Below are 13,098 nucleotides of genomic sequence, written 5' to 3'. Positions count from 1 at the left end.
ACTATTGACATGTCGAGCCTCGACCTTCTACTTTTGACATGTCGAAACAGGAACTCGAAGCTCACCACTCGGACCGACCTACCGGGGGATCCCATGTCGTACCTGCGCACGTTCTTGCCGTGGATCGTCTTCGCCCTCGTCCCCTCGGGGGACTGGCAGTGGGGCGCCCTGGCCGCCCTGCTGGTGGCCGTGGGGATCACCGCCCAGCAGAGGCGGGCCGGAGCGGGCTTCGACGCCCTCGTGATCGAGGCCGGCTCGGCGGCCTTCTTCGCCGTCCTCGCGGCCATCGCCTTCGCCGACCCGCACTCGGGCGTGCACGACTACTCCGCCGCCCTCTCCTCCGGCACCCTCGCCGTCATCGCCGGCCTCTCGCTCGCCGTCGGCCGGCCCTTCACCCTGGGCATCGCCAAGCGCACCACCCCGCGCGAGTACTGGGATCTGAAGCCCTTCGTCCGGGTCAACGTCGTCATCACGGCGGTGTGGACCGCCGCCTTCGCGGTGACCGCCGTCGCCCTCGCCGTGCTGGCCCACTCCGGGAACGCCCACGCGACGCCCGCGACCGTCGTCCAGATCGCCGGCTTCGTCGTCCCGATGGTCTTCACCGTCCGCTACGTCGCCCACGTCCAGGCGAAGGCCCAGGCCGCCGGGCAGGTGACCCGATGAACTCCGTCCCGAAGCACCTCTGCGGCAACTACGCCCCGGTCACCGAGGAACTCACCGCGCACGACCTGCCGGTGACCGGCACGATCCCGCCCGAGCTGACCGGCTGGTACCTGCGCAACGGCCCGAACCCGGCCGACGCCGCCTCCGGGCACTGGTTCTTCGGCGACGGCATGGTCCACGGGGTGCGCCTGGAGGGCGGGCGGGCCGTCTCCTACCGCAACCGCTGGGTCCGCACCAGCCGGCTCACCGACGGGGCGCGGCTGTACGACGACCGGGGCCACCGCGACCTCACCGCCGGCCCGGCCAACACCCACGTCGTCCGGCACGCGGGCCGCACCCTCGCCCTGGTCGAGACCGCCCTGCCCTACGAGCTGACCTGCGCGCTGGACACCAAGGGCCCGTACGACTTCGACGGCCGCCTCACCACCGCGATGACGGCCCACCCGAAGACCTGCCCGGCCACCGGCGAACTGCACTTCTTCGGCTACGGCCTGCTGGAGCCCACCCACCTCACCTACCACCGGGCCGACGCCACGGGCGAGTTGGTGCTCAGCAGGCCCGTCGAGGTGCCCGGGCCGACCATGCTGCACGACTTCGCGCTCACCGCCGGACACGTCGTCTTCATGGACCTCCCGGTCGTCTTCGACGTCGAACTCGCCCTGACCGGCGGCACGATGCCGTACAGCTGGGACGACGGCTACGGCGCCCGGCTCGGCGTGCTGCGCCGCGACGACCCGCACGGCGAGGTCCGCTGGTTCGCCGTCGACCCCTGCTACGTCTTCCACACCCTCAACGCCTACGACGCGCCGGACGGCACCATCGTGCTGCACGTGATGCGCTACCCCGAGCTGTGGCGGCGCGACGCGGACGGCGGCACGCGGCCGCAGCGGGCCGTGCTGTGGAAGTGGACCATCGACCCGGCGGCCGGCACGGTCCGCGAGGAGCAGTGCGACGACCGGGCGGGCGAGTTCCCGCGCGTCGACGACCGCCTGACCGGCCTCGCCGCCGGACACGGGCACATGACGAGCGGCACCGCGCTGGTCCGCTACGACCTGTCCTCCGGTGCCGCCACCGCCCACGACTTCGGCCCCGGCCGCACCCCCGGCGAGGCCGGCTTCGCCCCCGCCGACGGCACACCCGGCGGCCCCGGCTGGCTCCTGACGTACGTGTACGACGCCGCCGCCGACCGCAGCGACCTGGTCGTCCTCGACGCCGGCGACCTCACCGCACCGCCGGCCGCCACGATCCACCTGCCGGCCCGGGTGCCGTTCGGTTTCCACGGCAACTGGCTGGCCGACCAGGACACTTAGGTGGTGCCCTCCCGGGTGGCCCGGCGCAGGGCGATGATCTCGGCCACCGCGGCCAGCCAGCGGGCGGCCAGCGTCTCGGCCTCCGGGGTCGTCGCGGTCTGCGCCGCCCCGGTCAGCCAGTCGCGCAGGATCGCCGCCGGTTGCGGGGACGGCAGCGGCTCGGGCAGGCCGGCCGCGTACGCCAGGCCGCCGGACCGGACGATCTCGGCGAGGAAGACCAGCGAGCGCGGCAGTACGCCGAGCCGGTCGAGGGTGACCGCGGCGGCGATCGCGCCGTCACCGAACAGGGCCGTGCGGAAGGCGTCCTGGGTCAGGCCGTAGCGCAGCAGCACGGCGACGTCGGTGGCCGCCAGGACCTCGTCGTCGGTGCGGCTTTCGGGGGCTGGGGGCATGAGGGCCTCGGTTCCGTCGGTACCGGTCCGGATCAGCGGACGGTGATCGTGAAGACGTAGAAGCCGGCGCCGACGTGGGAGTGCGGGTCGGCGGTCAGGGTGGGGTACGGGGACGGGGAGGCGGACGCCGTACCGCCGGGGCCGGGGCCCAGGGTGGACCGGTCGTGGGGGCCGGGGCCGGTGCACGTGTCCAGGGGGCAGTGCAGCAGCCGTACCGTGACCTTGCCCCTCGCCAGTGCGGTGAAGTCGAAGGACTGGGTACCGCCCGTGCTGCCGACGAGGTCGCTGTCGTCGCCGGACTCCCGTACACCCCGGTACTTCAGCACGGCCGCGTCCGGCTCGGGAGCGGCGAGGTACCAGTGCTCGCCCAGGGTCGCGGCCGACGGGACGGTGAGGGAGAACCGTTTGCCCGGCTCGACGGTGATGGTCCGGTGATCGAGGCCGTACCCGGCACCGGCAGCCGCGCCGGGCGTGGCAGGCATGCCGGTCGTCGCCGTCACGCGGGGGGTGTCGGTGCCGCCGGCCCCGCCCCCCTTCCCGCAGCCGGTGAGGGCGAGCAGGCAGGCGAGCGCGGCCGAGCCGAGCAGTGGTGCACGTGAAGTCATGGCCGGTCTTCGGTTCCTCGGTCTCTCAGTCCTGCGGCAGGTGCACGGCGTACGCGTTCGGCAGCCGGTTGTCGCTGGCCTTCGCCATGCCGCCGTTGACGAAGTCGTCCTCGCTGACCCAGGTGGTCTGCCCCCACGGGTTGTAGACCTCCAATTTGTCGCCCTCGTGACCGACGATCATCATGGAGTGGCCGTGCCGCCGGCCGTTCGTGTACCCCTCGGCGTCGAAGGGCACCGGCTTGCCGTCCGCCACCGACTTCTCGATCTGCGGCAGGATGTCGCGCCGGGAGTCCGGGTCCCGGACCACATGCAGGTCGTAGGAGCTTCCGGTCTCCGGGCTGATCTCCTTGTTGGAGATCTCGCTCTGGCCCCGCAGGTCCATACCGTCCCAGTTGGCGCCGCCGTGGCCCTCCACGTGCATCCGGTGCTGTTCGGCGATCAGGCGCTGCCGGAACGCCGCCGGGTCGTCCTCCTGGCCGCCGGGGCCGCCGGTGAGCGAGAGGGCGTAGACCGGGTCGACCATGGCACGCGCGGTGACCGTGGTGGACGAGACACAGGTGCCCTCCTGACCGTCGCCGCCCTGCGCCCATTTCTGGCCGTCGAAACTCTGGATGACGGTGTTGATGTTGGCGCCGTTACCGGGGTCCGTCCCCTCGTCCTTGAGGCTGTCCGCCCCGGTGACGATCGGCGACAGGTGCCGCTGCAGCCAGGCCGGGTCCTTGCCGTGGATCTTGCCGTCGAACGTCTGGATGTCGTCGACGCCGTGGCCCGCGGCGAGGGCCTTCATCAGGTACGCCTTCTCCTGCGGGGTCTTGGCGCCCGCCAGGAGCTGGTCCATCCGGGCCCGGTCGGCGGGCGAGAGCTGGTCCATGGCCCGGCCGGAGCGTTCCAGGTCGTTGGCTGTGAGGATCTCGTTGTAGTCGGGCGCGCCGTCCTTGCCGCTGGTGTCGGCGAGCATCAGCCGGTCCACCGCGCTGAGCCGACCGGTGTGCATCTTCCCGGCGCGGGCCTCGGCCGCCCACTTGTTCAGGTCCCGGACGGCGGCGCGCACGGCGTCGTCCGCGGCGACGGCCGCCCTGTGCATCAGCTCGACCCCGTCGGTGGCGAGGGTCCGGCCGGCGTCGAGGGCCGCCTTCTTCGCCCGCTTCTCCTGGTCGGTCTCGATCAGGTTGCCGAGGTCGAAGAAGCTGTCCTCGGGGCCGAGCGTCTGCTTGGCCTGCCGCAGCTTGGCGCGGCCGTCGGCGTCCTGCTTCTTCGCGGTGCCGAGCGCGTCGGCCAGTGCGTGCAGTGCCTTCGCGCCGCCCTGGAACGCCTCGGACATCTTGGTCACGGCGCGGACGGCGGCGCCCACCGCGGCTCCGGCGAGGACGCTGGTGTCGCCCACCCAGACCTCCGGCAGACCCTTGCGGGCCACCTTGTTCACCCGGTCGTGCAGTTCACCGGCCTTGTCGACCTGACCGCGGTAACGCTTGCCGAGCGATTCGAGGGTGGCCGTGTCGCCGGCCGGCGCGGAGACGAAGAGCGCGCCGTCGATCTGGTCCAGCAGATCGTTCTTGGTCCCGGCCTTGGGAATGCTCGTGCACAGGTCGGCCAGCCAGTCGCGGCGGCCGGCCGGCGTGTCCAGGGCACCCAGGGGGGTCAGGAATCCCATCGGCCCGCCTTCAGTAGCGCGTCAGGGCCGACGGGCGGTCGGCGTGAACCGGCATCGTGGTGATCCCGCTCCCGATGCCCGCCCCGTCGACGGACACGGCCGCGGTACGCGTCGCCACGGCGTGGTCGGAGCCCCGGTAGGCGCCCTTGGCGAGGCGGACCTTGTCCGCGAGCTCGTGCAGCGCCGACTCCAGCGTGGCCGCGTCCTCCAGCCAGGCCGCGGCGAACGCGTTGAACGCCGCCGCCGACTCGGCGCCGCCCAGGGTGTCCGGTCCGTAGCACTGGTCGGTGACGATCGCCGTGTGGATGTGTCCCGCGTCGTCGCCCGCGCCGTCGAGTTCCTTCGCCTGCCCGGACATGCCGGACCGGACCGTGTAGCCGTCCGAAGACGCGCCCATCCCGCTCCCCCGTTTGCGCTGGTTCATGACCGCGGGGGAGGCTAACACGGGGCCGTCGTACGACAGTCCACGCATCACACGGCCCGCACGGGCCCGACACAGCATCCACGCGGGCAGGAGACCGAGACAGATGTCAGGCCGCACCGACCTCAAGCACCGCCTCGTGACCCGCTTCCAGCGGTATCTCGCCAACCCGCTCAACCGGCGGCTGCCGTTCCAGGTCCTCCTGGAGACCACCGGCCGCAGCTCCGGCCTGCCCCGGCAGACGCCGGTCGGCGGGCGCCGGGTCGGCACGTCCTTCTGGCTGGTCTCCGAGTTCGGCTACAAGTCGCAGTACGTACGCAACATCCAGGCCGACCCGAGGGTCCGCGTCCGCCTCGCCGGCCGCTGGCACCACGGCACCGCCCACCTCCTCCCCGACGACGACCCGGTAACCCGCCTGCGCTCCCTGCCCCGCTTCAACAGCGCGGCGGTACGGGCATTCGGCACGGACCTGCTGACGGTACGGGTGGACCTGGAGGACTGAGGGGCCGGCCGGGGTCGGTCCGGGTGGGCCCGGAGGAAGAGCACGGTGCCGGACCCTCAGCCCGGCCACACGATGGCCTGCACCTCGCTGTAGGCGTGCAGCGCGTAGGAGCCCACGTCCCGGCCCACACCGCTCTTCTTGAAGCCGCCGAAGGGGGCCTCCATGTTGCGGGCGACGGTGTTCACGCCCACGCCCCCGGCGCGCAGTCGCCGGGCCACCCGGAAGGCCCGGGCCACGTCGCCGGACCAGACGTAGTCGATGAGCCCGTAGTCGGAGTCGTTGGCGAGGTCCACTCCCTCGTCCTCCTCGTCGAAGGGGATCACCACGACCACCGGTCCGAAGATCTCCTCCCGGGCCACCCGCATGTCGTTCGCGCAGTCGGCGAGGAGGGTGGGAGCGACGTAGAAACCCCGGTCCAGGGGCGGCCGTTCGCCGCCCGCGACCACCGACGCGCCCTCCTTGCGACCGAGTTCGACGTACGACTCCACGCGCGCGCGGTGCTCGGCCGAGATCACCGGTCCGACGACCGTGTCCGGCTCCCGCGGATCCCCGACCTTCAGCCGGCCCGCGTAGGCGGCCAGTTGCTCCACCAGTCGCTCGTAGACCCCGCGCTGGGCCAGCACCCGCGTCGGTGCCGTGCAGATCTGCCCGCTGTAGAAGGAGAACGTCGTACCGATACCGGCGACGGCGGAGCCCACGTCCGCGTCGTCGAACACGAGCGCCGCGCCCTTCCCGCCCAGCTCCATCAGCTGGCGTTTCATGTCCCGCCCGCACACCTCGGCGATCCGCCGGCCGACGGCCGTGGACCCGGTGAAGCTGACCATGTCGACGTCGGGGGACGCGACGGCGGCCTCACCGACCTCCGTGGCACGCCCGGAGACGACGTTCACCACCCCGGGCGGCGCCCCCGCCGCCTCCAGCGCCTCGGCCATCCGGTAGACGGACAGCGGATCCTGCGGCGCGGGCTTCACCACCACCGTGTTGCCCATCGCCAGTGCCGGCGCGACCTTGCCGGCCGGGTTGGCCCACGGGTTGTTGTAGGAGGTGATGCAGGTGACGACCCCGACGGGCTGCCGTACCGCCAGGGCGCCTATCACCCCGGCCTTCCCCATCGGCCCGGCCTCGTTGACCTGCGGCGTGATCGCCCACTCGGCGGGCTCCACGCTCGCGTACCGGCGGAACCGGGCGGCGCCCACCCCCACCTGCATCGCCCGGGCGGTTCCCGTGGTCGCGCCGGTCTCCGCGCGGGCCAGCTCGGTGTACGGGTCCACGCGGCTGCGGATGATCTCCGCCGCCCGCCCCAGCACCGCCGCCCGCTCCTGCGGCCGGGTCCGCGACCACGCCCCGAACGCCTCCCGGGCCGCCGCACAGGCCGCCCGCACCTGCTCCGGCGAGGCCTCCGGCGCCCAGCCGACGGTCTCCTCGGTGGCCGGGTCGGTCACCGGGTAGTGCCCGCCGGCCGGCTCCACCCACGCCCCGCCGACGAACAGCCGCTGCCCCTCGCTCACCGCGTACTCACCGTCCGGGTGTCCGTCCCCGACCGCAGCACCTTCCCGGGTACGGCCCCGCTCACCACGTCGTCCCGGATCGCCTCGACGCCGTTGACCCACACGGCCCGCACCCCGACCGCCCGGGAGTCCAGGCGCGGACCGCCACCCGGCAGGTCGTGCACCAGCCGGGCCTGACCGGCGTCGATGCGCGAAGGGTCGAAGAGGACGAGATCCGCGTGCCAGCCCTCCTGCACCCGCCCCCGTTCCCGCAGCCCGAACAGCCGCGCCGGATCGTCGGTCAGCATCCGCACCGCCCGCTCCAGCCCGACCAGCTTCCGGCCGCGCAGGCAGTCCCCGAGGAACCGGGTGGTGTACGGCGCCCCGCACATCCGGTCCAGATGCGCGCCCGCGTCGGAGCCGCCGAGCAGGACGTCCTCGTGCTGCCAGGTCTCGGCGCGCAGCGCCCAGGAGGCGGGGTCGTTGTCGCTGGGCATCGGCCACAGCACCGTACGCAGCTCGTCATGGGCGCAGATCTCCACCAGGCAGGCGAAGGGGTCAAGACCCCGCTCCTCGGCGATGTCCCGTACGACCCGGCCGGTCAGGCCCTGGTTGGCCGCGCTGTAGGTGTCCCCGATGACGTACCGCCCGAAGTTCGCCAGCCGCCGCAGGACACCGGCCTCCTTGGAGCGGGCCTGCCGCAGCAGCTCCGCCTGGACGGCCGGATCCCTCAGCCGCGCGATCCGCTCCGGCACCGGCAGCCCGAGGACCGGCCCCCATCCCGGGATGAGATGGAGGGCGCAGAACGTCCCCAGGGACATGTTCATCGGGGTGAGGATCGGCATGGTGAGCGCCACCACCCGCCCCCCGGCCTTCCGGGCCCGCTCACTCGCGCTGAGCTGCCTGGGCACCCGCTCCGGTACGGCCGCGTCCACGGTGAGCACGTTCCAGTTGAGCGGCCGCCCGGACGCCGCGCTCATCTCCACGAGCAGGTCGATCTCGTCGTCGCCGAACTGGTCCAGGCACCCGGTGACGATCGCCTCGATCTGCGTCCCCTCGTGCTCACCGACGGCACGCGAGAGCGCCAGCAGCTCCTCGGGCCTCGCATGCCGGGAGGCGACGGGCTGTCCGTTCCCGTCCGAGTGCGTACGGGACTGGGTCGTGGACAGCCCCCAGGCCCCGGCGTCCATGGCCTCGTGCACCAGCCGCAGCATCGCCCCGAGCTGCTCCTGATCGGGCTGCCCGCCGACCGCCTCCGGCCCCATGACATGGCGCCGCACCGCGCAGTGCCCCACCATGAAACCGGCGTTGACGGCGATACGGCCCTCCAGGGCGTCCAGGTACTCCCCGAAGGAATGCCAGCTCCAGGGCGCCCCCTCCTCCAACGCCACCAGGGACATCCCCTCCACCTTGGACATCATGCGGCGTGTGTAGTCGGCGTCCTCGGGGCGGGCCGGATTGAGCGGCGCGAGGGTGAATCCGCAGTTCCCGGCGGCGACGGTGGTCACGCCGTGGTTGAGGGAGGGGGTGGCGTAGGGGTCCCAGAAGAGCTGGGCGTCGTAGTGGGTGTGGGGATCGACGAAGCCGGGGGTGAGCACGAGACCGCGCGCGTCCTCGGCGCTGCGGGCTTCCTCGGTGACGGTACCGATGACGGCGATACGCCCGTCGCGTATGCCGACGTCGGCGACGAAGGCGGGAGCGCCGGTGCCGTCCACGACGGTGACGCCCTTGATCAGGTGGTCCAGCATGTGCGAAACCCCCTCAGACAGCCTGGCGGAACCGCGAGGTCCGGTGCACCGGATCCGTATCGATCTTCGGAATGACGTGCTCCCCGATGAGCCGGATCGTCCGCAGCGTCTCCTCCTTGGGCACCCCCACCGGCAACCCGAAGCTCAGCTGATCCGCCCCGGCCTGCTCCCACCGCTTGCACTGCCGCAGCACCTCGTCCGGATCCCCGCAGATCAGCAGCTCCTCCTCGATGAGCAGCTCCACGAACTCCGGCGTGTACTCGGGCAGGGTCTCCGGCCACACGGGGAAGCCCTCGGGGCGCGGGAACGTGTCGTGGTACCGGAAGACGAGCGAGGGCAGATAGTGCAGCCCCCCGTTCACCGCGGTCTCGATGGCCTCCGCGTGCGTCGGCGCGCAGATGGCGGTGGTCGTCACCATCACGTTGTCGTTGACGAAGTCCCCCACCGGTTCCGCGTTCACCACCGCCGTCTTGTACTGCTCCAGCACCCACTCCATGTCGGAGACCTTCTGGATGCTGAAGCCGAGCACGCCGAGCCCCTTCTTCGCGGCCATGGCGTACGACGGCGGCGATCCGGCCGCGTACCACATCGCCGGGTGCGACTTCCCGTACGGCTTCGGCAGGACCTTGCGCGGCGGCAGCTGCCAGTGCTTGCCCTGGAAGCCGGCGTACTCGTCCTGGAGCCACATCTTCGGGAACTCGGCGATGGTCTCCTCCCAGATCTCCTTGGTGTAGTTCATGTCGGTCACACCCGGTATGAACCCGAGGATCTCGTGCGAGCCGGCGCCCCGCCCGCTGCCGAACTCGAAGCGCCCCTCGCTGAGGTGGTCCAGCATGGCGACCTTCTCGGCGACCTTCACGGGGTGGTTGACCTGGGCCAGGGGGTTGAAGATCCCGGAGCCGAGGTGGATGCGCTCGGTCGCGTGGGCCAGGTACCCCAGGAACACGTCGTTGGCCGACAGGTGCGAGTACTCCTCCAGGAAGTGGTGCTCGGAGGCCCAGGCGTACTTGAAGCCGGACTGGTCCGCCTGGATGACGTACTCGGTCTCCTCCATCAGCGCCTTGTGCTCGGCGAGCGGGTCGGTCTCGGCGCGCTTGCCCACGTATCCCTGTACAAAGAGCCCGAATTCCACGGTGGTTCACCGTCCCAGTCCAGGTGGTCCCTACGAGTCCTACGACTTTCCGACGTACTTTCTGACGTACCGTCAGATTCGTCAATAGATGACGAGACGTCAGATCACACTGACCCCCGCCAGCCACCCGCCGTCGATCACGAACGGCTGCCCGGTGATGTACGACGAGTCCTCGGAGGTCAGGAAGAGCGCCAGCCGGGCCACCTCCGCCGGCTGCCCGACCCGCCCGAGCGGTACGAGCCCCCGGTACAGCTCGTCCAGGGCCCGGCTCATCTCCTCCGGGTCGGCGTCCGGGTCGAGGCGGGCCGGGTTGGACATGGGCGTGTCGATGGCGCCGGGGCAGATCGCGTTGACCCGGATGCCCCGTCCGGCCAGCTCCAGCGCGGCCACCCGGGTCAGGCCCAGCACGGCATGCTTGGTGGCGGTGTAGGCCCCCACGGCCGCCATGCCGGTCATGGCCGTGTAGGAGGCGGTGTTCACGATCGTGCCGCCGTCGGCCAGCTCGGGGGCCAGCGTCTTCATGCCCAGGAAGCAGCCGACCTGGTTGACCTGCACGACCTGCATGAACTCGTCCAGCGGGGTGTCCACCAGCGCGTTGAAGCGCAGGATCCCCGCGTTGTTCACCAGCCCGTCGATGTGCCCGTACGCCTCCTTGACCGCCGTCACGGCCTCCCGCCAGCCCTCCTCGGTGCCGACGTCGAGGTGGACGTACAACGCGCCTATCTCCTTGGCCAGGGCCTGCCCCTGGTCGTCCAGCACATCCGCGACGGCCACCCGCGCGCCCTCCGCCCGGAAGAGCCGCGCCTCCTGCTCGCCCTGTCCGCGTGCCGCCCCGGTGATGACGACGACCCGCCCGTCCAGCTTGCCCATGGCGCCCTCCTCAGCCCAGCCGGGGTGCGACCTCCGCCCCGAACAGTCCGATCTGCTCGATGAGTTCGGCCCGGTCCCGGCTGCGGAACCGCACCTGGATCTGGTCCACGCCCAGCGCCCGGTAGGCCCGCAGCGACTCGGCGATCTCCTCCGGCGTCCCGGTGCGGGTCCGTCGCCCGACCTCCCAGCCGGGCCGTCCGACGTACAGCGGCTCGGCGATCGCGCCGACGGTGAACGGCCCCTCGATGCCCGCCTCTTCGCGCAAGCGCCGCAGCCGGGCGATCTGCGCGGGCAGCCGTTCGCGCGGGTCCCCCTGCGGCAGCCAGCCGTCGCCCTTCAGCGCGGCCCGGCGCACGGCGGCGGGGGACGAGCCGCCGACCCACAGCGGTACGTCCGCCCGCGCGGGCCGGGGCCGCTGCCCGAGCCCGCCGAAGTCGTAGAGCTTCCCGTGGTGTTCGGGAAACTCCTCTGGCCCGAGCGCGGCCCGCAGGGCGTCGATCACCTCGTCCAGCACGGTTCCCCGCCGCTCGAAGTCGGCGCCGAGCACCTCGAACTCCTCCCGTACGTGCCCGGCCCCGACCCCGAGGATCAGCCGGCCGCCGGAGAGGTGGTCGAGGGTCGCGTACTGCTTGGCGGTCAGGAGGGGATGGCGCAGTCCCACGACCGCCACATGGCTGAGCAGGCGCACCCGCTCGGTCACCGCCGCGAGGTGGGCGAGGGTGGCGACGGGGTCGTACCAGACCGTGCCCATCGCCGGGGCGAGCCGGCGCGGGATGGCCACGTGGTCGCAGGCGGCGAGGTAGTCGAACCCGGCACGGTCCACGGCCCGCGCGAGGGCCACCAGGTCCTGTGGCCCGGCCCCGGCCTCCCAGTCCTCCGCGAACAGGGCGCTCTGCGCCTGCACCGGGAGCTGGATGCCGTACGCCAGGGCACTCACCGCCAGAGCCCTTCGGGGCTGAGCCCCAGCAGCTCGATGGCGTTGCCGCGCACGATCCGCTCGACCACGTCCGCCGGCAGATGCCCCATCTGCGCCTCGCCGACCTCGCGGGACTTCGGCCAGGTGGAGTCCGAGTGCGGGTAGTCCGTCTCGTACAGGACGTTCCCGACGCCGATGGAGTCGAGGTTCCTGAGGCCGAAGGCGTCGTCGAAGAAGCAGCCGTAGACGTGTCCGGCGAAGGTCTCGGACGGTGGCCGGGTGACCTTGCCGGCGATCCCTCCCCAGCCCCGGTTCTCCTCCCAGACCACGTCGGCCCGCTCGAGGACGTACGGGATCCACCCGATCTGCCCCTCGGCGTACATGACCTTCAGGTTCGGGAAACGCTCGAACTTCCCGCTCATCAGCCAGTCCACCATCGAGAAGCAGCAGTTGGCGAAGGTGATGGTGGAGCCGACGGCGGGCGGGGCGTCGGCGGAGGTGGAGGGCATCCGGCTGCTGGAGCCGATGTGCATGGCGACGACCGTGCCGGTCTCGTCACAGGCCGCGAGGAACGGGTCCCAGTCGTCGGAGTGGACGGACGGCAGACCGAGGTGGGGCGGTATCTCGGAGAAGGCGACGGCCCGCACGCCCCGCGCGGCGTTGCGCCGTACCTCCGCTGCGGCCAGCCCGGCGTCCCACAGGGGTATGAGGGTGAGCGGGATGAGCCGCCCGTGTGCCGCCGCCCCACACCACTCCTCCACCATCCAGTCGTTGTAGGCGCGCACGCACAGCAGGGCGAGTTCCTTGTCGGCGGCCTCGCAGAAGGTCTGCCCGCAAAAGCGCGGGAAGGTCGGGAAGCAGACGGCGGACTGCACATGGTTGACGTCCATGTCGGCGAGCCGGGCGGGCACGTCGTACGACCCCGGCCGCATCTGCTCGTACGTGATCACCTCCAGCCTGACCTCGTCCCGGGCGTACCCGACGGCGGTGTCGAGCCGGGTGAGGGGGCGGCTCAGCTCCTCGTACACCCACCAGTCGCCGAGCGGGCCGTCCGTACTGCCCGGTTCGCCCATGACGGGCCTGAAACGTCCGCCCAGAAAGGTCATCTCCTTCACCGGGGCGCGCACGATCCGGGGCCCGACGTCCAGGTACTTCCTCGGCAGCCGGTCCTGCCAGAGGGCGGCGGGCTCCACGGTGTGGTCGTCGACGGAGATGATCAGCGGGAACTCTGTGGTCTCCATGGCCTTCACGGTAGCGCCGATCTGACGGTCCGTCAGCTAGTGGGTGCTTGCAAAGAGGGTGTGAGGGGTTTGTGTGCTGCGCGGCCCCGGCCTGTGATCGGCGTCTCCCACGGCTGACGGAACCGCCCGGAACAAGGCAAACTGACGGGGTTGTTCGTGA

The 13,098-nt window shown here is 71.8% G+C and carries 13 protein-coding genes; 3 read left to right on the top strand and 10 right to left on the bottom strand.

Features of this window, described 5'->3' with window-relative positions; translation table 11 throughout:
• Positions 1–93: 93 nt before the first annotated feature.
• Positions 94–663: a hypothetical protein gene (locus tag ACWC0C_RS01605; RefSeq protein WP_450860785.1), complete on the top strand. Its 570-nt coding sequence runs from the start codon at positions 94–96 to the stop codon at positions 661–663.
• Entirely contained in the window at positions 660–1,973 is a 1,314-nt protein-coding gene (locus tag ACWC0C_RS01600) for a carotenoid oxygenase family protein (protein ID WP_450860784.1), read from the top strand. Before ACWC0C_RS01605 ends, ACWC0C_RS01600 begins: the two co-directional genes overlap by 4 nt.
• On the opposite strand, the gene ACWC0C_RS01595 is transcribed toward ACWC0C_RS01600, so the two are convergent.
• The 4 genes from ACWC0C_RS01595 to ACWC0C_RS01580 are packed head-to-tail and all read right to left on the bottom strand — an operon-like array spanning position 1,970 to position 5,018.
• Complete coding sequence (locus ACWC0C_RS01595; protein WP_449198753.1) at positions 1,970–2,365, bottom strand: hypothetical protein; 396 nt, start codon at positions 2,363–2,365, stop codon at positions 1,970–1,972. The two genes, ACWC0C_RS01600 and ACWC0C_RS01595, sit on opposite strands and share 4 nt — an antisense overlap.
• Positions 2,366–2,397: 32 nt before the next feature.
• Positions 2,398–2,970, bottom strand: a complete 573-nt coding sequence (locus ACWC0C_RS01590; protein ID WP_450860782.1) for a protease inhibitor I42 family protein — start codon at positions 2,968–2,970, stop codon at positions 2,398–2,400.
• Between the two features lie 25 nt (positions 2,971–2,995).
• The gene (locus tag ACWC0C_RS01585) at positions 2,996–4,621 is read right to left on the bottom strand and encodes a peptidoglycan-binding protein (RefSeq protein WP_450860780.1); all 1,626 of its coding nucleotides are present in this window, start codon (positions 4,619–4,621) and stop codon (positions 2,996–2,998) included.
• A 10-nt stretch (positions 4,622–4,631) separates the two neighbouring features.
• Positions 4,632–5,018 carry a hypothetical protein gene (locus ACWC0C_RS01580; RefSeq protein WP_450860779.1) on the bottom strand — a complete coding sequence of 129 codons (387 nt, stop codon included), beginning with the start codon at positions 5,016–5,018 and terminating at the stop codon, positions 4,632–4,634.
• A 130-nt stretch (positions 5,019–5,148) separates the two neighbouring features.
• Here ACWC0C_RS01580 and ACWC0C_RS01575 point away from each other — a divergent pair, with 130 nt between their 5' ends.
• Positions 5,149–5,544, top strand: a complete 396-nt coding sequence (locus tag ACWC0C_RS01575) for a nitroreductase/quinone reductase family protein (RefSeq protein ID WP_449198757.1) — start codon at positions 5,149–5,151, stop codon at positions 5,542–5,544.
• A gap of 56 nt (positions 5,545–5,600) precedes the next feature.
• Here ACWC0C_RS01575 and ACWC0C_RS01570 read toward each other — a convergent pair whose 3' ends face one another.
• The 6 genes from ACWC0C_RS01570 to ACWC0C_RS01545 all read right to left on the bottom strand — a co-directional run bounded on the left by ACWC0C_RS01570 (position 5,601) and on the right by ACWC0C_RS01545 (position 12,938).
• Entirely contained in the window at positions 5,601–7,052 is a 1,452-nt protein-coding gene (locus tag ACWC0C_RS01570; RefSeq protein ID WP_450860776.1) for an aldehyde dehydrogenase family protein, read from the bottom strand.
• Positions 7,049–8,779 (bottom strand): N-acyl-D-amino-acid deacylase family protein, encoded by a 1,731-nt coding sequence (locus ACWC0C_RS01565; protein WP_450860775.1) that lies wholly within the window; start codon positions 8,777–8,779, stop codon positions 7,049–7,051. Before ACWC0C_RS01565 ends, ACWC0C_RS01570 begins: the two co-directional genes overlap by 4 nt.
• A 13-nt stretch (positions 8,780–8,792) precedes the next feature.
• Entirely contained in the window at positions 8,793–9,911 is a 1,119-nt protein-coding gene (locus ACWC0C_RS01560; protein ID WP_449198760.1) for an LLM class flavin-dependent oxidoreductase, read from the bottom strand.
• A gap of 99 nt (positions 9,912–10,010) precedes the next feature.
• On the bottom strand, positions 10,011–10,781 hold the full coding sequence (locus ACWC0C_RS01555; RefSeq protein ID WP_450860773.1) for an SDR family NAD(P)-dependent oxidoreductase: 771 nt from the start codon (positions 10,779–10,781) through the stop codon (positions 10,011–10,013).
• 10 nt (positions 10,782–10,791) lie between these two features.
• Positions 10,792–11,718: an LLM class F420-dependent oxidoreductase gene (locus ACWC0C_RS01550; protein ID WP_450860771.1), complete on the bottom strand. Its 927-nt coding sequence runs from the start codon at positions 11,716–11,718 to the stop codon at positions 10,792–10,794.
• A complete protein-coding gene (locus tag ACWC0C_RS01545) occupies positions 11,715–12,938 on the bottom strand; it encodes an amidohydrolase family protein (RefSeq protein WP_450860769.1) in 1,224 nt (407 codons plus the stop codon). Before ACWC0C_RS01545 ends, ACWC0C_RS01550 begins: the two co-directional genes overlap by 4 nt.
• Between the last annotated feature and the right edge of the window lie 160 nt (positions 12,939–13,098).

It is taken from the genome of Streptomyces sp. NPDC001709, assembly GCF_053596375.1.
Note: the sequence above shows the minus strand (reverse complement) of the source record. Positions and strands in the feature narration are given on the sequence as shown.